This window comes from Phytobacter sp. RSE-02, from assembly GCF_040578655.1.
GTDB classification, from domain to species: Bacteria; Pseudomonadota; Gammaproteobacteria; order Enterobacterales; family Enterobacteriaceae; genus Phytobacter; species Phytobacter diazotrophicus.
The window spans coordinates 190,212-215,128 of the sequence record NZ_JBEULY010000008.1 but is presented as its reverse complement, the minus strand read 5'-3'; the positions used below and the strand labels follow the sequence as shown (position 1 = coordinate 215,128).

18 protein-coding genes and 5 pseudogenes are annotated in these 24,917 nt (G+C 45.7%); 10 read left to right on the top strand and 13 right to left on the bottom strand.

Annotated elements, in window-relative coordinates; all coding sequences use genetic code 11:
• Nucleotides 1-137 precede the first annotated feature (137 nt).
• The 4 genes and pseudogenes from ABU190_RS17930 to ABU190_RS17915 all read right to left on the bottom strand — a co-directional run.
• Nucleotides 138-257 (bottom strand): annotated as a pseudogene (locus tag ABU190_RS17930) (lysis system i-spanin subunit Rz); the annotation flags it as partial.
• A 522-nt stretch (nt 258-779) separates the two neighbouring features.
• A complete protein-coding gene (locus ABU190_RS17925) occupies nt 780-1,286 on the bottom strand; it encodes a hypothetical protein (RefSeq protein ID WP_354692057.1) in 507 nt (168 codons plus the stop codon).
• 32 nt (nt 1,287-1,318) lie between these two features.
• A complete protein-coding gene (locus tag ABU190_RS17920; RefSeq protein WP_354692033.1) occupies nt 1,319-1,867 on the bottom strand; it encodes a lysozyme in 549 nt (182 codons plus the stop codon).
• Nucleotides 1,839-2,108, bottom strand: coding sequence for an HP1 family phage holin (locus tag ABU190_RS17915; protein ID WP_354692032.1), 270 nt, complete (start codon nt 2,106-2,108; stop codon nt 1,839-1,841). Before ABU190_RS17915 ends, ABU190_RS17920 begins: the two co-directional genes overlap by 29 nt.
• Nucleotides 2,109-3,758: 1,650 nt before the next feature.
• On the opposite strand from ABU190_RS17915, the gene ABU190_RS17910 reads away from it, so the two are divergent.
• A complete protein-coding gene (locus ABU190_RS17910) occupies nt 3,759-4,016 on the top strand; it encodes a hypothetical protein (RefSeq protein ID WP_354692031.1) in 258 nt (85 codons plus the stop codon).
• Between the two features lie 3,993 nt (nt 4,017-8,009).
• Here ABU190_RS17910 and ABU190_RS17905 read toward each other — a convergent pair.
• Together ABU190_RS17905 and ABU190_RS17900 are read right to left on the bottom strand one after the other, a co-directional pair.
• A pseudogene (locus ABU190_RS17905) lies at nt 8,010-8,413 on the bottom strand (antiterminator Q family protein).
• A 69-nt stretch (nt 8,414-8,482) separates the two neighbouring features.
• Nucleotides 8,483-8,806, bottom strand: coding sequence for a hypothetical protein (locus ABU190_RS17900; RefSeq protein WP_354692030.1), 324 nt, complete (start codon nt 8,804-8,806; stop codon nt 8,483-8,485).
• A gap of 63 nt (nt 8,807-8,869) precedes the next feature.
• On the opposite strand from ABU190_RS17900, the pseudogene ABU190_RS17895 reads away from it, so the two are divergent.
• From ABU190_RS17895 to ABU190_RS17870, 6 genes and pseudogenes are all read left to right on the top strand, one after another.
• Nucleotides 8,870-9,025: pseudogene (locus tag ABU190_RS17895) on the top strand (hypothetical protein); the annotation flags it as partial.
• Nucleotides 9,026-9,036: 11 nt separating this feature from the next.
• Nucleotides 9,037-9,789 (top strand): ORF6N domain-containing protein, encoded by a 753-nt coding sequence (locus tag ABU190_RS17890; protein ID WP_354692029.1) that lies wholly within the window; start codon nt 9,037-9,039, stop codon nt 9,787-9,789.
• Between the two features lie 228 nt (nt 9,790-10,017).
• Nucleotides 10,018-10,251: an excisionase family protein gene (locus tag ABU190_RS17885; RefSeq protein ID WP_354692028.1), complete on the top strand. Its 234-nt coding sequence runs from the start codon at nt 10,018-10,020 to the stop codon at nt 10,249-10,251.
• Between the two features lie 55 nt (nt 10,252-10,306).
• The gene (locus tag ABU190_RS17880) at nt 10,307-11,596 is read left to right on the top strand and encodes a site-specific integrase (protein ID WP_354692027.1); all 1,290 of its coding nucleotides are present in this window, start codon (nt 10,307-10,309) and stop codon (nt 11,594-11,596) included.
• Between the two features lie 488 nt (nt 11,597-12,084).
• Nucleotides 12,085-12,624: pseudogene (locus ABU190_RS17875) on the top strand (transposase); the annotation flags it as partial.
• A 134-nt stretch (nt 12,625-12,758) separates the two neighbouring features.
• Entirely contained in the window at nt 12,759-13,595 is an 837-nt protein-coding gene (locus ABU190_RS17870; protein WP_354692026.1) for an MBL fold metallo-hydrolase, read from the top strand.
• A gap of 251 nt (nt 13,596-13,846) precedes the next feature.
• On the opposite strand, the gene ABU190_RS17865 is transcribed toward ABU190_RS17870, so the two are convergent.
• Nucleotides 13,847-15,526 (bottom strand): methyl-accepting chemotaxis protein, encoded by a 1,680-nt coding sequence (locus tag ABU190_RS17865; RefSeq protein WP_354692025.1) that lies wholly within the window; start codon nt 15,524-15,526, stop codon nt 13,847-13,849.
• Nucleotides 15,527-15,718: 192 nt separating this feature from the next.
• Between ABU190_RS17865 and ABU190_RS17860 the strand changes: the two genes are divergently transcribed.
• Both ABU190_RS17860 and ABU190_RS17855 read left to right on the top strand, forming a co-directional pair.
• Nucleotides 15,719-16,123 (top strand): SH3 domain-containing protein, encoded by a 405-nt coding sequence (locus ABU190_RS17860; protein WP_354692024.1) that lies wholly within the window; start codon nt 15,719-15,721, stop codon nt 16,121-16,123.
• A 20-nt stretch (nt 16,124-16,143) separates the two neighbouring features.
• A complete protein-coding gene (locus ABU190_RS17855; RefSeq protein WP_354692023.1) occupies nt 16,144-17,364 on the top strand; it encodes an ISL3 family transposase in 1,221 nt (406 codons plus the stop codon).
• 2 nt (nt 17,365-17,366) lie between these two features.
• Here the strand turns inward: ABU190_RS17855 and ABU190_RS17850 are convergent, their stop codons facing one another.
• From ABU190_RS17850 to ABU190_RS17835, 4 genes and pseudogenes are all read right to left on the bottom strand, one after another.
• Complete coding sequence (locus tag ABU190_RS17850; RefSeq protein WP_354692022.1) at nt 17,367-17,756, bottom strand: GFA family protein; 390 nt, start codon at nt 17,754-17,756, stop codon at nt 17,367-17,369.
• A gap of 213 nt (nt 17,757-17,969) precedes the next feature.
• Nucleotides 17,970-20,380: pseudogene (locus tag ABU190_RS17845) on the bottom strand (Tn3 family transposase); the annotation flags it as partial.
• A 139-nt stretch (nt 20,381-20,519) separates the two neighbouring features.
• Nucleotides 20,520-21,053, bottom strand: coding sequence for a hypothetical protein (locus ABU190_RS17840; protein ID WP_354692021.1), 534 nt, complete (start codon nt 21,051-21,053; stop codon nt 20,520-20,522).
• Nucleotides 21,054-21,251: 198 nt separating this feature from the next.
• Nucleotides 21,252-22,100, bottom strand: a complete 849-nt coding sequence (locus ABU190_RS17835) for a hypothetical protein (protein WP_354692020.1) — start codon at nt 22,098-22,100, stop codon at nt 21,252-21,254.
• A 323-nt stretch (nt 22,101-22,423) separates the two neighbouring features.
• Between ABU190_RS17835 and ABU190_RS17830 the strand changes: the two genes are divergently transcribed.
• Complete coding sequence (locus ABU190_RS17830) at nt 22,424-23,410, top strand: hypothetical protein (protein WP_354692019.1); 987 nt, start codon at nt 22,424-22,426, stop codon at nt 23,408-23,410.
• 256 nt (nt 23,411-23,666) lie between these two features.
• Here the strand turns inward: ABU190_RS17830 and ABU190_RS17825 are convergent, their stop codons facing one another.
• Entirely contained in the window at nt 23,667-24,488 is an 822-nt protein-coding gene (locus ABU190_RS17825; RefSeq protein ID WP_354692018.1) for a hypothetical protein, read from the bottom strand.
• Nucleotides 24,489-24,716: 228 nt separating this feature from the next.
• A complete protein-coding gene (locus tag ABU190_RS17820; protein WP_354692017.1) occupies nt 24,717-24,890 on the bottom strand; it encodes an addiction module toxin, GnsA/GnsB family in 174 nt (57 codons plus the stop codon).
• Nucleotides 24,891-24,917 lie beyond the last annotated feature (27 nt).

Genomic DNA, 24,917 nt, shown 5'->3' with positions numbered 1-24,917 from the left:
GACTCATAAGGCAAGAGCGCCTCGCCAGGGCTCATCTCAAGGATGAGGTTTAACTCCTCTCATCAGTTCTGGCTGGTCCGATTAAAGCCCATAAAAAATGATCTGCATGTTGAGCCCTACCACGATGGGGCTTTTTTTTATTTCAGGCACTGCTCACGCACATACGCTTGCAGCCCAGTCAGTTGGGCTGTGACGGTTTCGATTCGGTCTCTGAGGCTGAAATAATCCCGTTCAGCGGTGTCAGTAAGTCGGACAGACTGCAAACCCATGTGCATTCTTGCATTAGTGAATGCCTGCGTAACGTCAGCAACGTCGCCAGAATTACAACGAATTACATAGCAGCACACCATCCTTTAACTTATTTGTAGTATCAGGAACGATTAAACAGACGAACCGGCAGCATAAAAAGATTACGTTATGAAACTAAAAGCCGACACTGTATAAATCAGAGTGTCAGGAGGACCGATAAAATTATTCACCTGCATTGTCTGGCGATTTCGTGATGTCACTGTCGCCAGAACTTTTAAGACCAGCCATACTTCCCAGATAGTCAGATTATGCGGTTAAACATGATGTTTTTTTAGACTGTCTAGGTAAATATGTTATTAGATTGCTAATAAAAAGAACATAAGTTCACAAATACCAAAGTGGTAGCACATTATTTTTTATAATACGGATTGCTAATAGCTAGACTTGCAATAATATACGCCGTTCCTTGTAACGATGACCATATTGGTCTCCCTTCCGAATTTCTGGATTTCATTTCGGAAGGGATTTTTTTAACCAGAGGTTGACTTCTGGCGTTGTTGTTCAATCTCATGAATTCCCGCAAAATTGTTATTGCCCTGCTCTATGGTTGCCAGCAGCGGTTCAATCCACAAAACAGCCTGGCAGTACGTCAATCCGCTGGTGGCAGTGGAGTCACCAGCGGCTGCGTGAATGACGGCGGTATCGGTGTGCATTGCCCTGGTACGTAAACGGTTCGCGTATTCGAGCAACCCACCAGCGACAGCAGCAGGAACAGGTAGATCACATGTCTTTTCACTGCGTAATATCTCCCGGTATTTGATTACCGTTGTTTCACTGCTCCCGGCCACAATTGCGTTTGCACGCGCAGCGGTCTCAGCAGTTTTATTGAAGCGATTGATGTTGAATGCCTGAGTGGCTATTACTTGCCCCTGTAGAGTATTGTCTGACTTGAGTACGCGGTTTTCACTCTCAGCAGTTGCAGCCTTGTCGCTATAGTGAAATGCTGACCACGCCAGACTGCCGAAGATGCTCAGGATAAAAGCGCCGATCACAATGAGATAGCGTGTTTTCACTGGTATTCCCCCCAGCACGTCAGCGCGCTTTCCTGATCCCGTCGCTCTACCTGCCCGTAACAGCCGTTCGCCTGGCCTTTGGTCAGCCGACAATCGCGGTCTCCATCTTTGATCCACCAGCGGATAGCTTCACATGCCCCTTTGCGGTCGCCAGCATTGATGCGCTGGTAAAACGTGGAGGGGAAGCATTTACCGGGCCCGATGTTGTAGGGGCAGAACGAGGCGATACCCACTTTTTGGGGCTCGGTCAGCGGAACGCGGATATTTTTTTGAACCCATGCAAGCGCCTTATCGCGCTCGACAGCGTTAACCTTCCTGCACTGCTCCTCTGACGCTCTCTGCCCTTTGATAACAGGCTTTCCATCAATGACCGTTATACCATGGCACAGTGACCAGCCCCCACCTGGATCGGCGACGGCTACCATTGCATTACCTTCTTTCTCGTTGATGAACTGATCAAACAGTATTGGTGCTGATGCGCCTGTAGCGATGAGCGACAACATTGCGGCGCTAAGTTTATTTCTCAGAGCTGGTGACATAGCCATTAAGTCGCTCCTCCCGCTCTTTACGCCTGTAATACCAGTTCACCGCACAGGTAATCACGGTACAAGCAATACCTATGATGATGGCCCAATCGCTCAAACTCATGCCCGCCACTTTATCTGCAATCATCCAGGCGCTTTCCTTTGTGACATCGGCATAGGCCTTTGCAGAAACACCGCAGCCCGTTAATGTCGTGCCCGTTCCGTATGAAAGCCTGCTGTATATAGTGCTCATTCTGGTCATAGCCTCACGTCCGATTATTCGGATGGCACAGTGGAGGAAATAAAAAAGCCACTCCGAAGAGTGGCTCTATAAAAGACAACTAAATTTAATGTGAATGCAATAAGCAACCTGGTGGACTTAACCTGTATTTGGCTCGGATCAGTTTTTCCAGCTCTTTTCGGGTGATGACGATACCGCCAAGTTCGCCAGGGATTGAGAGTTTATAATCGCCGCTTACAAGCTTGCGACTTAGTTGATACCACCGCCCCAAATAAAAAATTCTGTTCATATCATCACCGCGATACAACATAACCTTAAGCAGAATTATATTACGCCTGATGCACAGAAAACTGGTTGTGCGTCTCAAATCAAATAATGTGGTGGAAACAACACACGCAAGAAATGCCTGCACGAAGAAGTACAGGCTTGAGTGGCTCTTGGCGCAAATAATGTTTTTATATGTGGTGCCGGGTGCCTCCCGGTGAAGCACCGACTGGCAACGGTGCTCCGCATATAGCTAGCAAGGCCTTACCAGTATGCCCCTCCGCGCAGGGGGATTCACCACTGGACTAATATAAAATCACTGCACCAGAGCCGTCAATGGCCAGGAGGATTTTATAAGGATATTGAAAAAAAGCCCACTCACAGGGAGCAGGCCTAAAGAGAAAAATAACAAAACAGAGAATACTGTGGCGCCGGGTGCCTCCCGGTATGCCTTCGGTCAGTTAACCAGGGCATGTGTGTAATAACATAACTTCAACTGATTACACCCCTCCGCTCAGGGGGATTCACCACAAAAGAAATATAAAAATGCCAACACGTTTAGTCAACAACTACCCAACATGGTCCGGAACCAATTTAAGTAAAAAAAGACCCACCAGGGGGCGGGCCGTAAGTCAGGGTATGCTCATTTTTATTATATGTGGTGCCGGGTGCCTCCCGGTGAAGCGCTGACTGGCTACAGCGCTCCGCATTTGCATTCGAAACTCAAAGGCTACCAGTAATGCCCCGCCGCTCAGGAGGATTCACCACATGGACAATATAAAATTGCCAGAGCTAATTCGTCAACGAGTTAAACTCATCGTTAAATCAAAACAATCGCTTTGACCATAAAAAAAACCTGCCACGGGGCAGGTCATAAATCAGGGTTAGTTTTATAGTTGTTATGTATGATGCCGGGTGCCTCCCGGTGGGCAGTCGGGCAACTATGCACCTGCCCGTGTAAGTCACAGAGACAACAGACTGTCTTACACCCCTCCGCACAGGGGGATTCATCACAGGATTACGTTACCACGAGCATAAAAGCTTTGCGCCAAAATTTAACTTTGTGAAATTTTGTGATGTAGCTCACAATAACCAAGCATTAGCAGACCAATCAGAAACCTTCGTAGTTCTTCACAGGGAGTGAACGATGTCGTCACTCCCTTTTTTTATATAACTCTCGCCTATAACCTTTATCTCAGGCGACTTTTTGTACAGTTTTACTTTTCTTACGCAGCCAGTATCGACGGCAAAGGATAGCCGCCGGCATGACAAAAATCATAAGCAGACCTGGCACCTGGTTGAGATTTTTCAGTCACCGGAGCCATACGGTACCAAATATTTAAGTACTACTAATGTAATCATGTCGTCTGTCGATAATACAGCTATATATCTGAACAGGAGATACATATGGCTGATGCCGAGTTTGTCCTTCCCAAGGGGGTGTATCAAAAGTACGAATATCTGTTCAACATACTCAAAATCGATGTTGAACTGGTAACCGATGCGGTCATGAATGACATAGTCTTAATATACTGTATGGAAAACTGGAGTATGGATGATTTCGGTGAGTTGATCCAAGCCCTCAGGCTCTCTATCTGTCGTGAACAGAATCTTAAAGCTGAAATTGGCAGCGATATTCTTCACTGGAGCTTCTCTTCCAAATAAAAATCCGAACGGGCTTACCTTTCCCACGTGGAATTAGATAAGCCAGCTCCAGCCTGAATGATTCGAACTTATCTTCCCACTCTTAAAAACCCAACTGTTAATAACCTGTGAGCTTCCGGACTCAACATAAAAAAACGCCCGGACGTACAGGCCTAAAAATAGTCAGGCTATGAAAATTATTGAATGTTGGGGGCTGAGTGCTTCCCGGTATGCCTTTGCTCATTTAGCACCGACATGTTCGTAATAACGTAACTTCAACTGACTGCCCCGTCCGCACAGGGGGGTATCCCACACTCTGAGATGGGTACAGTGAGAAGGCCAAGACTGATGCAGTGCATAACAAAAAAACAACCGATTGAAAATATAAAATGATGCTCATATGCCAATAAGGTGGAGATGGTTTAACAAATGTTTAATTTTGTGATAATAATATGATTAATGCCACAATGAACATGTGGTAACCCGCATAACTAAGACCGTGTGTTGCAACTTTAAGGAAGCGCCAGATGTTACCGCTTCCTTTTTTTATGCATAACACTCTGTCAAAGGCCCCCTACACCAGGCAACCTTTTGCGCAGTGTTATTTGTTGCTTTACGGAGTCACCACCTGCTGACCACCAGCATAACGAAGAACATACTCATCAGAGCAAGGCCAGCCAGCACACCAATAATCAGCCAAGAGAGAATGATTATCAGTGCAAAGAGCAAAAAGCAGTCACTGCGTTTTATCACTTGCTGCCCACGACACGACTCATTTTTTTCAGCAGAAGATGGTAGATTGCATTTCCAGCGTCTCATCTCTGGTGTCTGCCGACGCGATAGCGGTGAATGTCTTTTTCATAGAACTTTCCTTTAAGAGATGAGTCCAGTGCCCGGGGAGCGGACGCAGAAAGGCAAAATTCTCTGTGCCTCAACTATGTAAAAATCTGTGGTTTGATGTTGGCGTCGGCACAGGTATGGGATAACTTCGGCAACCGTAGCAAGCTCTGTTTGTTGCAGATAAAAAAAGGCCTGCTCGGACGAACAGGCCTTAAATAAGGTATAGCATCTCTGGATGATGCCGGGTGCCTCCCGGTAAAACGCTGACTGGCAACAACGTTTTGCTTGCGTCTACCCGTCAAACCTGCCAATAGTGCCCCTCCGCATAGGGGGATTCACCATTTCTGAGATTTTTTTATGACTGTCAAAGAATGCATTAAAAGTATAGCCCACGTTTCGTTATGCGCAACAGAAGCTTATGGGAAATCTCAGAATTCCGATTCAGAGGGTTTCCGATGCCTGCTACTTACCTCCGATTAAATCGGAGGTAATGGAAGTGTTAATAGTCAATATATCTTTCTGACTGCCTTTGCTGGAGATTACTCCTTCAAGACGTATTGTTCTCGCAAGATCTTCTGCAGACTGGAACGGTTGAGGGTTATGTATGGGCGTTCGCCCGGCACAAAAAGTCGGAACTCATCGTTTGTCATTTTTTCTACCCAGAACCTCATTCCAACAAAATAAATCCTACTCATTACAATATCAGGGAGCGAATGGCCTTTAGTTAAGAATGATACAGTTGATGTACATATATCTTATTCTCGAAATAACATGTCTTACGCCCTGTTCATACTCAGGTATGAAAAAATTTTTCTGGCTTCGTCCGATGGAGCAATCACAACTGGACCAGTAGAGGGCATGGTTCCGAGGCCAAAGAAGGAAACCTCTGCGCAAGCGCCTGAAGAATGGGTAATTAACCACCGCCAGTGATGCCAGAGTCTGAAAAAATCCCACAGGAAGCGGGTCTCATATGAATTATTTTATCTTTTCTTTCTCGCGATCTGACAGGGGAACTCGAAGGATGCATTACACCAGTACGCCTTCCGTATCGCTATAAAGCAAAAAAAACCCGCACACACTGCGGGCTGAGAAAAACAAGTCTCTTATAATCAGGCATATCCATCATCACAAAGATATGCTCTGGAGATATTGTTAACTTTTGTAATGACATCACAAACTCTCAAACTTAGCAGTTCCTTTTGTATGATTTTTATGAACCAGTCAGAATTTGTGCTCCCATTTGTCAAACGATAATTCTAGATATATAAGGGCACTTTACACTTTTGCATAAGTTATTTGTTCTGCATAAACAAAAAAGCCTCGCATATCTCGGGATCAAATGACTTATTTTTTGTATAGATAATGAGCATCACCCTCGATTTCACCGATGAAATTTGCGTAAATGAACGCTCCCAGAAGGAAACTAATAAATAGAATCAGCATTTTTAGCCATTTGAACATCTGCCATCCTCTGCCTGCCAGCTCTTATGCTCTCTCCAGTATCTGTTCAGTAATGATAACGCAACATGGGACGGGCAACGATGGATTATGAATTATTTATCATTGAGTCCAGTAGATGGAGTAGCCCTACGGTGCAACAGGATTTATGTTTTACTTTTTTGCGATATGACAGAGATGCTACTGCAATGCCCCCCCTCGCAAATAACTCCCTGTCGGATTGCCGGAAGACAAAAAAACCCGCAATGCGGGCTTTTCGATCATATCAGATTGAGGCCTCTCATCGCTGCCATCGTGGCACTGCTCGACCAGGTATGCCTAAATAAGCAACTAGTAAAACAGAGAATACTGTGGTGCCGGGTGCCTCCCGGTGAGCCTTTGGTCAGCCGCCATGGCTCGCATCCGACTGTTCATAGTGATCATTTGCTGGTTATGCCCCGCCGCATAGGGGGATTCACCACATCAGTAATCTACTAACTTACAGCTTTTATCGTCAAGTCACCTGACATATAGATTCAGGTTTTATTAAGCTTCTTAATCATTTATTTACTTTATAAAGTTGTTGCCAACATCCTTCTCGACTAACTTCTGTATGCAATATTCACTAATATAGACTGAGAAAGTGAAACTTTTGAGCGGAGGGGGATGATGTCACCCGCCGCTTTTTTTTCGCACTCACTAACCAAACAGTTTTGCATATTGAACTAATTTTTATTTTCAACAGACATTCAGGAGCGAGCATTACAGATAAAGTCTGCAATGTACTGGCCTGTAAAATAACCCTCCAGTTGACAGGTTCTCTTTTATTCAGGTCGATTTCGATACAGATTTGCATAGCAATCACAACCAGACTCGTAGAAGGAACGGTCCAGCGGCCAAGAAGGTGGCCTCTGCGCAAGAACCTGACGGGTGAGTGATGAGCGGCCGTCAGCGAGCCCTGCTACCCGGCACGCAGGGCAGTGAATTATCACATGATACTGCCAACACTTTCACTAAAATTGCAATTCTGGTTGCGGGTCTACTTCCCCGCCGTCACCGTTATCATTGTTTTAAGCCCTGCACGTCCAGGCTATCGCTTCGGTAGATCTGCGCCAGGCAGCTCTACACCTGCATATATGGTCCGCCACCGAGGGAAATACCCCGCACTGTCAGCTTAGAAGGCAGATGCTCTGTCCTTAGGAGCCAGTGGCAGACGAGTCCGAAAACCTTTACAAATAAAGTTTCAACACAACTCACGGGCATGATAAAAAATCATGCCCAATAGTTGGCTCAGTAAAATGTGACCATAATTAATTCCTGTAGAGAAAATGAAGGTCAACCCCAAGCTCGTGAAAGATGTTGTTATACATTAACACCCCAGCCAGAAAGCACAAAAGCAATATCAATCTCTTTATCCATCTCCCCATCTGTGGCTTACCGCTTAGTGGAGAGTGCTCAACCATCTGTCATCAGCATATACAGATGATAATACATCGCATAACTGGTAGCGAGGCTAACCAGTATCAGCAGTCCGACTATTGTTTTACTCACACATTAAGCCCTGAAAGGTTTTGCTAAGGATACAGGACAATCGTTAAATGGTTTTTCAATCAGAAATAGCGATGCAAATTCTGAAAGACAAAAACCCCACCAGTTGGCAGGGTTTCGATGTTAAGCGGTGTGACGAAGTAACCACTCTTAGCACAATAATGGGTAAAATTCGTAACGAAAAGCTTTTTATGCAACTTTCACAACTTTGCTTCGGTGCGTCCAGTCGTCCATTTCAAGCCGTGCACCTGACATGATGATGCAGGCGTCAATAAACGTCTCCGCAATCATCAGCCTCTGCCTAATCTTACCCTCAGAACATTTCTCCCAACGGGAAATGGTGGACTTCGAAACGTCATACATGTAGTGAAACATAATCAGTTTAAGCTCATCATGGCGCCCCCCGTCTTACCCAACATTCCCACTGCAGTACCAACGATAATACCGTGGTTATCACAGCAGGATGGTCGGGATTTTCCTGTCTGAGGAATAAGCCCTTTGAAGCCCGCGGCAATCGGCGACCAGCCAACCTGACTGCCTTCGTTAGAAGCCTATGCTCCCCATCGTTCAAGTACCATTTGAATATCACGCATAGTTCTCTCCCGATATTTCGCTGATGTGAATGCCCTGAGGGCTGAAATGTTTGAGTCCAGATTCCATTTTCATGAGTTCCCCTCAGAATCTGCATTACCCAAAAAATTAGGGTCTCCACCTAGGAGAACAACCTCATTTTTCAGCACAATATTTTCAAGTATTAGCGCGCCAACTTCGTTGGTAAGGTGAGATACCTTATTCTTTAACCCAAGATATTCATCAGGACTAATCAGCTCCTGGAGTTGGTTTTTTGCAAACATAAACGCTTCGAATAAATCGACATCAACACCGCCAAAAGTTCCAACGTCACTACATTCCGCCTCCTGCTGGCGGACTTGCACTTTCAGGTGCTGATAGTTCTCAATTGCTTCTTTCAAAACTTCGTTTGCCATATTCAGTACCTCGTAACGTTGTTGGATTCCCATTCCAGGTCAATTTCACTCTGTGGCTTACCGCTGGCGCTGCGTATGTATCAGGACATGGTGGAAGTTCATCCGGATAAAGGGTTCGTGTTGTCGGCTTTTGGCCGGGAGGGCTTCAACATTCTCCACGACAGCTTTATTGAGCAAATTCAGACCGATGGCATGCCAGACATGCCGGTTATGCACTGAAGAGGACGAAAATGAATACAGTAACCATCAACAATAACCAGTTTCCGGCGGTCGAATATCGCGGTCTGCTCGTTGTGACGCTGGCGATGATTGATGAAGTCCACCAGCGCCCGGAAAGTACCGCTCGTGCAGCGTTCAACCGCAACCGGTCTCACTTTATCGAAGGTGTGGATTTTCTTGAAATGACTGCGGACGTAATACGTACGGAGTCACTTTCTGATGCATTTGCCGCGCGCACTGCCAAAGGGATCATTCTTTTCGAGTCTGGTTACCTGATGTTGACGAAGTCATTCAATGACGATCTGGCATGGCAGGTTCAGCGCGAACTGGCCAATAGCTATTTCCGTACTCAGCGGACACAGCCGCTTACCGAAATCGAGATGATCGCCGCGATGGCCGCCGATACCGTTCGTCAGCAGAAGCGTCTTAACCATGTTGAGGAGAAGGTCGAAACTGTAGCTGAGGCACTGGAAAACATTAAGCGCGGTACTATGCGCGCCGGATTCGTTGGTTATCGCCAGGTGGTCGCTCAAAGCGGGATGACCGATGCGAAGTGCCGCAATCTGGTTAACGCCTACCGGATCCCAACTGACACTCATGAGTTCATGACGCCGGATGGGTTGCTTTCCCGCCGGGCTATCGTGGAGATTGAGCCTTTCATGCGCGCATTTCGCCAGATGATGTCCGAAGCAGAGCCGCGTGGCACACGCTGGTATCACCCGAAGATGGGCTTGTTTCAGGCTATTGGCTGGGAGGAAAAATGATGAATCTCCTGCCATGTCCGCTTTGCGGAAACGATCAGATCGGGACTACAACGGTCATTTCATCCGTACCTGAGCATACTGAATGGGTTTCTCTGTACTGCTCGTGCTGCGGATTGAACCTGCCACCGAATGATCGTGAAGCAGCGTCGCTTATCTGGAACCAGCGAGCACCACGCCCCGAAAACGCCCGGGAGCCTTCCGAAATTTTTAAGCGCCTGTGAGGTGGGTATGCATACAATTATTCAGGTTGAGCCGAACGAATGGGTGACCGAGCAACTACTCATTGCCGTAACGGGGATGAAACCCGGCACCATCGCGCAAGCTCGTAAAAATTCATGGCTACTTGGACGGGAATATAAGCACGTCTCGCCGGACGGGGAACCAAAGCCCACCAGCGAATGCATGTACAGCCGAAAGGCTGTTGACGCATGGATTGCCGCACAAAAACAACCAATCTGGTGATCGGGTTCCATGAAAAAGGTAAGCTGAAGGTGCTCCTGGACGTCGGGAGGGATATATGAGTAAAGCATCATACCCAACGGGCGTTGAGAATCATGGCGGTTCGCTCCGCATATGGTTCAAATATAATGGTAAGCGAGTCAGGGAAAACCTCGGCGTTCCTGATACCGCTAAAAACCGGAAGGTTGCCGGAGATCTGCGAACGTCGGTCTGCTTCTCTATTCGCATGGGAAAGTTTGACTATGCAAAGCAGTTTCCGGATTCACCCAACCTTGCCCGCTTCGGGCAATCCGGAAAGGAAATCACAGTGAAAGAACTCGCCGATAAATGGGTGGAGCTGAAAAGAATGGAGATCAGCACAAATACCATGAGTCGTTACGAGTCAATTATCAAGAATATGCTCCCCCGCCTGGGGGGTAGAAAACTTGTATCAGCGGTAACAACCGAAGATTTGCTGTTCATCCGGAAAGATCTACTGACTGGTTACCAGGTCATGAAGAAGGGATACCGCACACCGGTTAAGGGAAGAAAAGCGCCTTCCGTAAACAACTACATGACTCTTATGTCTGGAATTTTTCAGTTTGCGCAGGATAACAGATATATAAAGCAAAACCCGTTTAGCGGAATTAACAGGCTAAAGAAGGCTAAAGCCGATCCAGATCCACTCAGCCGCGATGAATTTATCAGGTTTATAGAAGCATGCCGACACCAGCAATTGAAGAATTTATGGTCGCTGGCGATTTATACAGGCATGAGGCATGGGGAGCTGTGCGGGCTTGCATGGGAGGACATTGATTTGAAAGCTGGTACGTTAACGGTCAAGCGCAATCACACCCAAACTGATGAGTTCACCCTGCCAAAAACCGAGGCGGGGACTGACAGGGTGATTTTTCTCATCAAGCCAGCAATCGAAGCCCTTAAAAGTCAGGCCAAACTAACACGCCAGGGCAGACAGTACGAGATTGAAGTGAAGTTACGGGAGTATGACCGGTCAGTCATTCACCCCTGCACCTTTGTTTTCAGTCCTCAGTGTACCCGGCGTGGTGTCCATACAGGATATCACTATGCAGTGAATTCAATTAATAAAATCTGGGCTTCTGTTATCAAGCGTGCAGGGCTCCGTTATCGTAACGCCTACCAGTCAAGGCATACCTATGCATGCTGGTCGTTGTCTGCCGGAGCCAACCCAAGCTTTATAGCAACCCAGATGGGGCACGCTAACGCTCAGATGGTCTTTAAGGTTTACGGAAAGTGGATGTCAGAAAGCAGTGCTGAGCAAGTGTCTATACTAAACCAGAAGTTGTCAGAGTTTGCCCCATCCATGCCCCAGGGGGCTGTATGCGGTTAGTAACATATTTCAAATTCAAGTAGTTAGCGCGACGTGTTATACATTTTAGTAAAATGTATAACAGAATAGTTTGCAAATATCCTACACATACACAAAAAAGCTATGCTTTGGTTAAAGCCTGTCAGCGGACTTTTGCTGCATTAGTATAAACTAACTCACTTTTATCTGATTCCTATGTGCTTACTGCCAATGATGTGGGCGACGTCCGCTCCTGGCACGCAGCGGACAGGCTGCGTGACCATCATGTCCGCTATGAGCGAGGTATAGACTTCTATACTCTGAAAATTACGTTATTAGGTGATCCAGGGTATGCGCTTGCTGGCTACGAATATTGAGCGAGAATCATTCGATGATCACCGCTTTTCTTTCGAGCCAGTAAGTGCTCCACGTTCGTTAACGAATACTCAGGGCATGCAGACAAACTGCTGACTATATTTCTTTCGAAGAACGTGGAATGCATACCAATCCCCGATTAAAAGGAGTGGGTAATGACTGCGATAAATCAGTTTGCTGCTCATATTGACCTCAACTGGGCAGATAAAAAGCACGATGTCTGCGTTCAGTGAACAAGTCTTCCATGTCATTGAACATACGCCAGAAGCATTTGATACCTGGCTGAAAGAGTTGCACAAAAAAGTGAAAGGCATGATCGCAATCGCCATTGAACTTAAAAAAGGCCGGTGGTTTTCGCGCTACAAAAATACCCGTTTATCACTATTTTTCCTGTTCATGCGCTATCGCTTGCTCGCTACAGGCAAACCTTCTGGCCCAGTGGGGCAAAAGACGACCCACAGGATGCAGAGCTGGCGCTCGAGTTAATGCTGCGTTATCCCAAAAAGATCAAAACCATCGAGCCCGATAATGCGGATATTCGATTACTTCAACAACTGGTTGAACAGCGGCGGCAACTCATTGAAGACAAACGTCGTTTTGTGAACAGGTTAATCAACACTCTCAAACAATGTTATCCTCAACGTCTGGAATGGTTCTCACATCGGGGTAGCTTACTACTGCGTGAACTGATTATATGATGGCCCAGTCTGCAACAACTCATGCAGATTTGACTGGACTGCGGACAATATTTCGTTGATTCCTTAGTTGCATAGTGACATGAAGATTAAAGCTTTTTTACAGAGTAGTGGCTTAAAAATAAGGGAAAGTAATGAAGTTGACAGTACTTGTTGATAACAACACACTCATTGACCGATATCTAATCGGTGAACCTGGTGTATCTTATCTGATTGAGTGTGACGGAAAGAAAATACTCTTTGATACTGGGTATTCTGATGTTTTTTTAAAAAATGCTCAGATCTTACGCATTGATTTAACTGAGCTTGATGGTATTGTTTTATCACACGGTCACAACGACCACTCGGGAGGATTAAATCATTTGGTACAATATTATGACCGTGCGTTATATATACCAGAGAAAAAAATAAAATTGATTTATCATCCTGATGCCTTAATTCATAAATGTTTTGAATCCAAACCCATTGGAGTGAGTTACAGACTTGACCAAAGTGATTTCTTCTTCGAAAGAATATCTACCAAAGAAACTTATCGCATAACAGAACATATCACTTTTCTTGGACAAATACCCCGGAATAGCAATTTTGAAACAACGGAAACCATAGGCCATACCTACGATAAAACAGGAAAACTATCTCGTGATCATGTTCTAGATGATTCTGCCTTAGTAGTCAGAACTAAGGAAGGATTAGTTGTTGTAACAGGATGTTCTCATTCTGGTATTTCTAATATTATCGAACATGCGAAACAAGTTACTGGCGAAACACATATTGCTTCAGTTATCGGAGGATTTCATCTGCAAAACGCAGATGAAAGTACCCTTTTAAAAATAGGATGTTATTTTAAAAAGCTGTCACCTGATTTGCTTTACCCCTGCCACTGTACAGATCTGGAGGCGAAGATAAGATTGTCCAGTTATGTGAAGGTCAAAGAGGTTGGTGTCGGTCTCAGACTCCACTTTCCAGTATAAAAAGCTTGTCTTTCATGACACAGGCTGGCAATCACGAAGGTAGCGTCTTCAGCACTTTGATCGGGTAAAAATGATATTTACGGCAGACGGAGGTCTTTTGCATCAAAGAATAACATCATCAATAGAAAATAATAAATTGCTTTCCCGGCGATTTTATAGCGGGTAATAGTAATGTTTATCGTACTGTCTCTGTGAAGATAAAACGAGTGAAGCTTCCTGCACTCGTTTTATTATTTCATTCATATTGTAATTTAGAACGACGCCCATCCTGCGTCGCTGCTGCGGGATTTTGTATCAGCTTTCTGTGTCGGGAGCTGATCGGCTTGTTTCATATTCCCAACCGGTGACCTCCTGACTGCGTCATAATGTGTATCCCCGGGCAGTTTGAAGACCGACACTACCTCAGTCAGACGATATGCCTGCTCTTCCAGTGAAGACGAGGTAGCGGAAGACTGTTCTACTAGGGCCGCGTTTTGTTGAGTCACACTGTCCATCTGGGAGATAGCGGTGCCGACCTGGATGATCCCTTTGCTTTGCTCCACGGAAGCAGAGGCGATTTCACTCATGATCTCCGTCACACTTCTTACCGATTTCTGGATGTTATCCATCGATTCACTGGTAAGGGAAACCTGCTGATATCCCTCGTTGACACTGGTAACAGATTCATCGATCAAGGTCTTGATCTCTTTGGCTGCGTTGGCGCTGCGCTGGGCCAGATTACGCACTTCACTGGCAACTACTGCAAAGCCTCTTCCCTGTTCACCTGCCCGGGCAGCTTCTACTGCAGCATTCAGGGCCAGTATATTGGTCTGGAAAGCTATGCTGTCGATAACATTAATAATCTCCGTTATTTTCTGCGAGCTGCCAGTAATATTCTTCATACTGTTGATAACCAATTGCACCACTTCCTCACCCTGATTCACTGCTGATGAGGCGGCCTGAGCCAGTACACTAGCATCGCTGGCATTATCAGCGTTTTGTTTCACCATGGCGCTCAGTTCTTCCATACTCGCGGCAGTTTCAGTAAGGGCTGCAGCCTGCTCTTCTGTTCGTGAAGAGAGATCAGTATTGCCAGCTGCAATTTCGCTGGAGCCCTGATAAATTTCCCCTGCTGTGCTGCGGATTTCGCTAACCGTTTTTACCCAGTTAGACTGCATAGTATTGAGGAAAGGAATAAGCTCACCAACTTCATTTTTCCCCAGATCCTGAGCGGGTTTATCCAGCCGCCCCTCAGAGAGAATATGTAAATGGTTTTTCACCCATTCCAGCGAGCGCCCCATAAAGATAGACAAATAGCGCTCAGTTAGGAGCAGTACTGCCAGTCCAAGGACCATCGCAATGATGATGATCGTTTTTGACAATGATACCCATGTTACAATTCTATTATTCGCTTCGGATTTTAACCTCTGGATTTCCTGATTATAAGAGACGATAGCCTGGGTAAATCCATTACGTAACTCAGTGTATTTACCATTCCTAAGTTGATTATAGCTGTTGCCGTTATTCTGCTGAACAGCTTCAAACATGGGCTTGATACCCAGTGTAAAGAGCATCAACGAGCTATTATAGATATTGTCAATGGTAGTGCTGTTGATGTTGGCGTGATTAGTGACTTTGAAGGTATCCAGCCCATTTTGCAGAAAGTCGATATCTTTTCGTACCTGATCCATTATCTGCTGACTGTGCTGCATGTCGCCGGAGGCTTGATACTCGATGATCTGATCCATAGCCAGCTTCACCTGATAATAACGATCGCTGGCATTATTGATTATATCACCATTGGCTTGCTGGACGTTGGTAAGATCGATTTCTTTCTTCAGGCTGTTTAACGAGTGTAATGAAAAAAAAGATACCCCCCCCCAAATTAATGTAAAAACAATTAAAATGGAAACCATTACCATTTTAATCTTCAAATTAGTCAGTAATTGCATATAGACCCCGGTAAAATTGTGCTTAATATTTGGACGAGCCAACTTTATAAAAAATGGTTGGCATGTAAACGCCATGCTGTATTCACGTAAAGATACGGAATATAATTCTTATCGGCATAGAATACTTTTACGTTAAGAATAAAAATGCATTAGAGATTAAGCTACTCTGTAAAAAATGGGTCTTCCCCTGTTGTGGTGGTTGTTGTAGGCTTTTCGCTGTTTACCCAACAACAGGAGGAAAACCACTTGAGTAATGCTGCTGTTGTCATCAGGGAATACACTTCTGCTTTTCCTGACCCCATATCTATAAAGAAAGCCAGTACTGTCGTTATCAGCCATTGTGATCTTGAGTATCGCGGATGGGTATGGGTAACGCTTCCTTCCGGTAAAGCCGGATGGGCTCCACAACAAATATTTACTCCCATTAGCCCCCACGAAGTCATCTGCCTTGAAGACTATACGGCGTATGAATTATCAGTCAGGTCCAGCGAGAGAATCACTGTCATAAAGTCTCTTAATGGCTGGTACTGGGCGCTCAAGCACTCAGGAGAATCTGGCTGGGTGCCGGAAGAATGTGTAAGTATTCTGGATGTCTAATTTTAATCCGGTACGCGTTTATGGACGAAAAATCCCTCTATGCCCACATTCTGACTTTATCGGGGCCGTGGCAGGTTGAATCCTTGTCCCTCGATGAAAATGCAGGTTCCGTTACTGTCACCGTCGGGATCGCTGAAAACACTCGGTTAACCTGCCCTGCCTGCGGTAAATCCTGTCCTGTTCACGAGCACCGACATCGTCAATGGCGACACCTTGATACCTGCCAGTTCGCGACATTAGTTGAAGCTGATGTTCCTCGTATTAAGTGCCCGGAGCATGGCTGTCAGACTCTGTCTGTTCCGTGGGCGGGACCCGGAAGCCGGTATACGCTGCTGTTCGAATCGTTCGTGCTCTCATGGCTAAAAATAAGTACCATTGATGCTGTCAGAAAGCAGCTAAAACTCAGCTGGAATGCCGTTGACGGCATTATGACTCGCGCGGTTAAGCGCGGTCTTGCACGGATAAAAAAGCCGTTAGCAGGCAGGCATATGGATGTGGACGAGGTCCCCTTTAAAAAAGGACACAGGTATATAACGGTGATCTCCGATCGCGACGGGCGGGCGCTGGCCTTAACGGACGATCGAGGAACAGAAAGTCTCGCCGGTTACCTCAGAACGCTGACTGATGGGCAACTGCTGGCTATCAAAACACTCTCAATGGACATGAACGCGGGCTATATAAGGGCTGCACGCATCCATCTGCCCAGCGCAGTTGAGAAAATCGCCTTCGACCGCTTCCATGTGGCGAAGCTACTGGGCGAGGTAGTGGATAAAACCCGGCAGAATGAACATCCGCACCTTCCGGTAGAAAGCCGCCGAAGGGCAAAGGGGACACGCTTCCTGTGGCAGTACAGCGAAAAATGGATGACCGAATCCCGGCTGGAAAAGCTGATATGGCTGCGGACACAGATGAAACTGACCAGCCAGTGCTGGGCGCTGAAAGAGCTGGCAAAGGATATCTGGAACAGGCCATGGAGCGAGGAACGGAGGAATGACTGGCAACGATGGCTGGCGCTGGCGGCCAACAGTGATGTGTCAATGATGAAAAATGCGGCGAAAACAATAGGTAAAAGGCTCTACGGGATCCTGAATGCAATGCGCCATAACGTCTCAAACGGTAATGCGGAGGCACTGAACAGCAATATCAGACTGCTGAGAATAAAAGCCAGGGGGTACCGAAACAGGGAGCGCTTTAAACTGGGCGTGATGTTTCACTACGAGAAGCTGGATATTAGTTTTTAATATTAATAAATATTGTCTGGAAAAATTCGCCGCCACCATTCCGGTTTCATATCCTGGAAAGAATGAGAATCAGGAGCAAAAATGTCAGTGTGGCATTGGTCAAAAACACCGGACAATAGAGCAACTACAGGACCGTCATCAATAGCACCAAGAGAACTACCACATCGTGGGCAAAAAGCCCTACTTGATGTTTCAGAAGAGCGGAACAAAGAAGGTTTACCTCCTTCACCAGTCCATTGCACATCTATGGACGAAAACTCCAGCCATACAACAGTCTGGCTTCCTGTATGTTTCTGGCAAAGGTCGCAGGAACATGAGTGGGGGATTCCAGGATTAACTGCTCTGAAGCGTATAAACTGGCACAAACAACCTCCAGATAGCTGAGTCGTCATACATGATTCCTAATCCGCAGTTTGCATGTGAAAAATATAGCAGAAAAGTTGAACAGCCACCACAACAGGGGAAGACCAAAAAAAATACAGTGGTCTTACCCGGTCTCAGAAGATGTAAGGACTCACAATCAGCGCAGATTTCTGCTCACATTTACCACAACTGAAATACTCCACCAGCCCACATTACGTGCTAATGTGGGTTTGAGGGCCAATGGAACGAAAACGGACGTTTTCCGGTTTTCGGTCCCTGATTTCACCCAGCCGGGTGCAGGAATACCGCACGCGCCAGCGCGTTACGGGCTTCTCCTTTATTAAGTCCCGCCTGTACCCTGCGACGAAGTGCCGGATCGCGGAACCAGTCGAGCACGAACAGCGTTCTTTCAATACGGCCAATTTCCCTCAGTGCTTTGGCAAGTCCGTTTTGCTTGGGGTAATTGGCAAGCTTTTTCAGCATCAGGGATGCCGCCACTGTTCCCTGCTTTATCGAGGTTGTCAGACGCAGCACTTCACGCCAATGAATTTCGATCTCTTTCAGATTCAGGCTGGTCGTTGATATCAGTGACTGAAGCGCCGGGTACTGGTCCGCTTTCCCTTTGATAAACAGCTTCTTGTCGTGGAGATCCCTGATTCGCGGACAGAATGCAAACCCCAGCAGATGCATCAGGGCAAAGACATGATCGGTGAAATCCGCGGTATCGGTGTAATGCTCCCTGATTTCCAGGTCACTTTCGTGGTACAGCAAGCCATCTAGTACATGGGTTGAATCCCTGACTCGACTGATTATACAGGCGTAAAACGGGCTGTATTGATCCGATATATGGGTATAAAACTGTCGTCTGGGCTCCTGCCCATATTTCGGGTTAACCTGCCCTGCGTAGCGGCCTGAGCTGCCGGTTCTGAAATTCTGTCCATCTGATGATGACGTTGTCCCGTCTCCCCAGAATGCCGCCAGTGGTCTTTTCCCCTGCGCGTTTACCAGCTCTGCGAGGGCGGCTGAATAGGTTTCGTCGCGGATGTACCATGCCTGGATATCTTCCAGTGATGATTTGGTGCTCCCAGGGCAGGCTTCCGCCATTTTGGTCAGGCCAAGATTGATACCATCCGCAAGAATAGTGGTGAGAAGCAGGCGGGTATCGGGACGGGTGATGTCATTTTTTATATGAGAAAAATGTCGGGTAAATGTCGTCCAGCTGTTTACCTCATCGAGAATTTCCGTGATTTTAGGGCGCGGTAGCATGCTGTAAACCAGCTCTTCCAGCGGTGAAACCTGCACCGGAACGATGTTGTCCAGCGGAGAGACTTTTACTCCCCTGTCAGATATTTCCACATCGGGCAGCTCACCAAGGGCAGCCATGGCATTGACCTCTTCAAGTCTGGACTGAAGCAGAGTCATACGGCTGGTAATGTACTCATGATAATCAGCAGATACGGGCAGGGGCAGCGCCGGTGTGAGTTTGTCAAAGTCCTTTTTCGGGAATGAGGTAATCATCAAAGTTTTTGTAGCGGCGTGAGCCTTTAACCCAGATGTCCCCGGAGCGCAATGCACCCTTAAGCTCGCTGAGCGCACAAAATTCATAGTACTGCCGGTCAATACCCGCAGGTGTAATCACCACTTTGCGCCAGCTTTCAGGGACAAACTCAAGCGGCGCTGTCGCCGGAACTTTACGCGACTGCTTCCGGTACATACCCTTGATCACAACCAGCGCATCAGCCAGAGGTTGCGCTGCCGGGGTTGCGATTAACTGTAAAGCGGACAACATGAGCGGGGCATATTTCCGTAATGTGCTGTATTTCTCGGTAATAATATGCAGCGGGTCAAAATTATTTTTTCTGGCGAGATGGCGTGTTTCCTCCAGACTGGCGACAAATTCAGGCCATGGGAGTATGTTTTCTATTGCGAGCCATGGATCGCCACCGGAATCACGCGCTTCAGACAGTGCCTGGCCGACATCGATGCACTGCCTCAGTTTTGACTGGATTAGCTTTCCGGTCTGCTGAAGGCGCTCAGCCTGGGTTCTTTTGGCTTTGCTGAAAAGGCTGTTCAGCATTCGCTCATGCAGCTCAATCACTTCGTCTGTTAGTGTGGCTCTGGCTTCTTCCAGCACGCACACCAGGATCGCATGACGCCGCGCTGCTGAAAATCTGGTCAAATCCCGGCAGCTCATCTTTCGGCCTTCACGCGCCAGTTTCAGCAACCGGTTCTGGTGAATAGTACGGTCTATGCCTTCCGGTAATGCCAGCGATTCAATGCTACTGAGCCGATCAAGGTGTTGCAGCACGTTCTTACCATTGATTTTACCCGGCGGTTGCAGAAGCCATGTCAGCCTGGAAGACTGATTATTTGAGGACTCAAATAAACGATCCAGAGCATCCCTGTGAGCCGGGGTTAGCGGGGCATTCAGGGTCTGAAATACGATTTTATCGCCGCCTGCCATAGCCTCCGCACAGGTACGCTCCACGACATCAATCGCGGGGATTATCACATTGTTCTGCCGGAGATAGAATAGTAACTCTTCGGCCAGGAGAATACCTTTATCGGTACGCGTCGCCATCGGCAGCAGGTGTGTAATACAGTTTTGCTGTATTTTGCCGATGAACACCTTTACGCCAAGATAGCGGCACAATGGGGCGTTTTGTCACGTCAGACATTTGCTGGATACGCCGCTAACTCTTTCCCTTTTTGTTCGTTCGCTGCACCGCATGAAAAAGCCCACTGAGTGGACTTAAACCAGATTCTTGTTCGTACAGACCTGCGTCATGCAATTAATCGAACATACCAGAGGGGCAGTATTTACCTTCCCAACTCACTATCTTAGCGTTTTTATCCAGATCTTTTACCGATACGCTATCTCCGGCAAATTCTGAGCCGATAACGACGATATCGTAATCATGATTTGGCTGAGGAATGAATCTATACGAGGCAGATCGTTCTGTATTTTGGTTGTACCCAGATTGGGTCCAGTAATGAATTACCGTCACCAGTTGCCCTGGCTTGATAGTAAATTCATTGATGAAAACGCCCTTGTTGTTAGATGACTCTGGCATTCCAATTTTTTTATTTCCTGTGACAGGAATACCGACAATAGCCAGACCAGCAGTAACTCGGCGCTCTAAAATTTTTTTATAACAACCACTTACCTGTTTTTCGTAAAATTGAAGGGCTGTATTGCCATCAGATGCAGCACGAATCCGCGCTGCATCTGAACCTTTATAGTCCTCCAGCGAAGGCCTAAACCCCGCTGTACATCCACTCAACAACATTACCATTATTCCCGTAATGACCAGTTTTCCATACATGTGCATCACCTTGCGTTTGTGTTGATCCTTATCTTATCGACTCAGAGGGGTAAAACTTTAAACGGATATTGGACCAGTCATTTACCACTACTGATATGCTCCCATATTTTAACTCACCTTACGTTAGGAATGCTCGCATTTAGCACATAGCTGCCCAAAGGCAGGGTTTAAAGGGCAGATATGAGCGAGAAGCAGACATCAAAACGCAGGAGGGTGTACTTCTTTAAAGATAACGCATCCATCATATTGCTTTTTAGGTGTTATTGTTTCGCGTTCGAAAGCGTGGTGCCATGAAATGCAAGTATCCGGTATTTGTGACTCAGTCAGAAAAATACAGCTAGCCGCCCCTGAGTAGTTTTCTAGGGAGCATGGGTCGTTTATTTTAAAATTGAATAGTGTTAAATCATTGTGTAACGCAGTGCCACTTCTTGCGAGTTGAGCTATAGAGCAGCTTTGCTGAGGGAAAATATCATCAAAGTATTCTCGTACTGATTTAAGTTTTAGTTCTTTCGTCTCCTGGCTACCAAATCGTTTTATATGCATATTATGTAGCATAATCAACATTCGATGCTCCGGATAGTATGAGGTCAAATTAATCAGTTGGTTAGCCATTCGAAAGTCACGCCATTCAAAAAAAGACTGTGATGATTTAGCCTTAAGATAATCAGCAGTTTCCTGATTACGTTTCGAATGCCATGGTTGAGGAAAATCAGTTAAAGGTCTGCGAGGAATAGGGTCAATGCCAAGACAGGGAATGTTTCTGCTTATTGCCCACGTGAGCATATCACGCATCTCTTGAGTTCTCATAATAAGTGGGAAGTTTTCGAGACGAGAACTAGCATCTTCGCTACGTTGATGCGAAAGCAGCATTCCGCTGCTATCGGCTTCAAATATTAAAACTGTTAATTTACGGAAAAATCGACCTGCAATTTCCATTTTTAATCTAGTAAATTCTGACACTCCGTGTATAGCCTCACCCAGAAAAAGAAAACGCGTCCCAGTGAAAAGGTGCGATTCTTCAAGAGCATATTCCACGGTCTTTTTCATAAACTGATGCGCTCTAAAAGGCAAACTATATCTAATACATATACTTTCAGTTCAAGCTATGAGCAAGTGAGCAGTGCCTTAAATTGATGTAAGACTATGCTTGTAACGCTCACGTCTGGCATGGAACGTCCGGACTGGCAGTACTCAATGGCCGCCATAAGCGAGGTTCGGACGTTGACTTAGCCGGATTGGAGGGGACCTCTAAGTTACTGGCGTGGATTTCTGGGATACTTACGCCATCACTTGGACGCTTGCGCTCTTCAAAATAGATAGTTAATAATAATTAACTTATTGATTTTCATTTAAATAAAATAGGTGACACCTTGAAAGATAAACCTTCGGATTTAGAGAGACTTATTCATGAATCTCTGGAGCAGCTAAGTTGGGCTGCTGACGCTACAGCTATCGCTGAACGAGTAAATAGACTTAATATAGGCCTTCCGTTAGAAGACGAGTTTTCTATTATCTGTGGTTGGCTCGGTCAATGTAACTTAGTTCATAAATTAGATCAGCAGCAGTATCCGACTAGTTCTAACGATACTTTTCAGGTTCCTGATTTACTAGCAAACTTTAACGTGCGTGGAGCAAGTAATACTACTGTTTTAATTGAGGTTAAGTCTTGCAAGGGAAATGTTTTGTCTTTTCGGCCTGATTACGTATCTAGATTAAGGGCTTATGGGAAAATGTTAGGACTGCCCGTTTTAATTGCTTGGAGAAGATATGGGATTTGGAGTTTGGTAGATTTAGACGTATTTACGAAGGCCAATAAGAATTTTAATCTTAATTTCAATGATGCAATGCGAAATAGCTTGATGAGTAAAGTTCTCGGCGACTTCTCTTACACTCCACAAGTTAATTCAGGTGTCCATATTAGCTTTAAGAAAGATAAGCTTATTGAAGTCTTAAAAACAGATGAAGGGATACAACAAAACTGGCGTATGGTCATAGATGATGTGTATTTCACTAACGGTGATAATGAGAAATTAAGATGTCTGTCGCCAATTGCTCAGCAACTATTCCATTCTTGGAACCTTACTACAACAGAATCACACTCTGATTCTCACGTAATTATGCATAATATAATTGATGAAGAATCGGGAATGTTTGCGCATATGGCTTTAACTAAATTGCTTTCTTTTCACGGTCGAGAAAATGAGGTTCATTGGAGACATCATTTGCAACATGATGCAACAATCTCAAGTATCTTAGATTTCAGAAGTGGGATTGAAGAGAACCTGAAAGCAGGTATTATTAAATACATTTTTGACATTGAACCCGTAAATACACCGGCTTTTATTAATGAAATATAATAAGTATATTCTTCGATTGGCTTTCCACTTTTGGCATACAGGAGACATCTTGGCCTCTGCGGTTACGGCAAGAAGGGCGCCAATTCAGGTCGATGCAGGCATGTCCGCAGTCTCAGCGGCATTGTCACTGATACCGGCAAACAGTTATGGTACAGGCTGACGCCGGCCGAGGAACGGCCGCTAAACCCGCCCGGCTTCGTCATTCCTGCACTGGTCTGCACGCCAAGGCAATTCCATCCAGCTCATGGCAGTTCCCTCAAAGGAGCCAGTTTCTGCGCCTTTTAGCTCTTGCCTTATCCAAAAGAAAGTACGGGAATATTTCATGAAAATAAGGCACCAGAGGGTCTTTGATCCCTTTTTCCTCTTCCTTTAACTGAACCGCATCTCTCAGTGAAATGAGTAAACCGTAATACGGCTGGAGCATACTTATTATTCCCCATGAAATAAATGGTGAAATTTTTATTACTTTCCAGTTTAAGAGGTACTGGTCTACATGTGTCATTATTTGCCCATCAAGACCAAACGAAGATGTGAATCCATAAAGTCTGTTCTTTTCTGCCCACGCGAGAGTGTTCCTTTGTAGTTCTTCTCGCTTTGCCGGGGAAATATGTTTCCAGTAACAGTTTTCCAGAATCTCTCCCCATTGCTCTAATGGATCGTTTGTGACTTTCTTATCCTCTACAATGATATTTAAATTATAGTATCGTGTTTCCCTTCCGAATTCTGACAGCATCGTTAATATTTCGGACTGTTCCTCATTCAGCATCCATTTATCTTCATCTTTTATTTTATATTTTACAGCGACTGATACTGCATTCTGATGCAGTGAATTAATATCATGTCCAATCAGTCGCAGTTGCTTTGACGGTGGCTTTTCCAAGTCATTCTCAATCATATATTGAACCACATATATAATTTTAAAGAATCTTTCCAACCCTATTGATAACTGAAAAAATGCACTGTAAAAGCTTCCCTTATCATGATATTTGCACTTATGCAATGCTGTTAGTCCCCCGCGCAGTGCAGAGCTTGCCATTAAGGATTCAATTGTAAATTGCTGGAACGACGCACCGAGCATACTAGCTCCTCAGAAATATATTCAGTTCAAGCAGCGCTTACGCTGACCTGCTCCCCATAAATTAACATATCTCAATGTTATCAATGTCTGCTACTGGCATAAAGCAGCCAGAAAAGGATTGGCAAATCCACTTAGAGCGAACAGCGGACATTGCTAACAGCATTCCGTGTGAATCAACGGGGAGCAGGTCAGAGCAATAAAAAAGGCCGCCTAAGCGACCTATTTGTTTTACATAAGCTTTATTTTTACTTTATACCCCTCAAGACAGGACAGGGTCTCACTCGGCATAAACTCGATCTCAGAAACTTCCTTGCCTGTTTTTTTCCGTAGCTCAGCGATTTTTTTAGTAATAAGAGCAGAAATTTCTTGCTCAGCTTTACGCTCCAGTTCTTCAGGTTTCATATATGTACTCCTTTTTCATACCCAACC

Bases quoted from the DNA above. Each gene is read 5' to 3' on its own strand.
- ABU190_RS17920 (WP_354692033.1), bottom strand. From the start codon at position 1,867: ATGGCTATGTCACCAGCTCTGAGAAATAAACTTAGCGCCGCAATGTTG.
- ABU190_RS17915 (WP_354692032.1), bottom strand. From the start codon at position 2,108: ATGACCAGAATGAGCACTATATACAGCAGGCTTTCATACGGAACGGGC.
- ABU190_RS17910 (WP_354692031.1), top strand. From the start codon at position 3,759: ATGGCTGATGCCGAGTTTGTCCTTCCCAAGGGGGTGTATCAAAAGTAC.
- ABU190_RS17900 (WP_354692030.1), bottom strand. From the start codon at position 8,806: ATGGCAAACGAAGTTTTGAAAGAAGCAATTGAGAACTATCAGCACCTG.
- ABU190_RS17890 (WP_354692029.1), top strand. From the start codon at position 9,037: ATGAATACAGTAACCATCAACAATAACCAGTTTCCGGCGGTCGAATAT.
- ABU190_RS17885 (WP_354692028.1), top strand. From the start codon at position 10,018: ATGCATACAATTATTCAGGTTGAGCCGAACGAATGGGTGACCGAGCAA.
- ABU190_RS17880 (WP_354692027.1), top strand. From the start codon at position 10,307: ATGAGTAAAGCATCATACCCAACGGGCGTTGAGAATCATGGCGGTTCG.
- ABU190_RS17870 (WP_354692026.1), top strand. From the start codon at position 12,759: ATGAAGTTGACAGTACTTGTTGATAACAACACACTCATTGACCGATAT.
- ABU190_RS17865 (WP_354692025.1), bottom strand. From the start codon at position 15,526: ATGCAATTACTGACTAATTTGAAGATTAAAATGGTAATGGTTTCCATT.
- ABU190_RS17855 (WP_354692023.1), top strand. From the start codon at position 16,144: ATGGACGAAAAATCCCTCTATGCCCACATTCTGACTTTATCGGGGCCG.
- ABU190_RS17850 (WP_354692022.1), bottom strand. From the start codon at position 17,756: ATGACGACTCAGCTATCTGGAGGTTGTTTGTGCCAGTTTATACGCTTC.
- ABU190_RS17840 (WP_354692021.1), bottom strand. From the start codon at position 21,053: ATGTATGGAAAACTGGTCATTACGGGAATAATGGTAATGTTGTTGAGT.
- ABU190_RS17835 (WP_354692020.1), bottom strand. From the start codon at position 22,100: ATGAAAAAGACCGTGGAATATGCTCTTGAAGAATCGCACCTTTTCACT.
- ABU190_RS17825 (WP_354692018.1), bottom strand. From the start codon at position 24,488: ATGCTCGGTGCGTCGTTCCAGCAATTTACAATTGAATCCTTAATGGCA.
- ABU190_RS17820 (WP_354692017.1), bottom strand. From the start codon at position 24,890: ATGAAACCTGAAGAACTGGAGCGTAAAGCTGAGCAAGAAATTTCTGCT.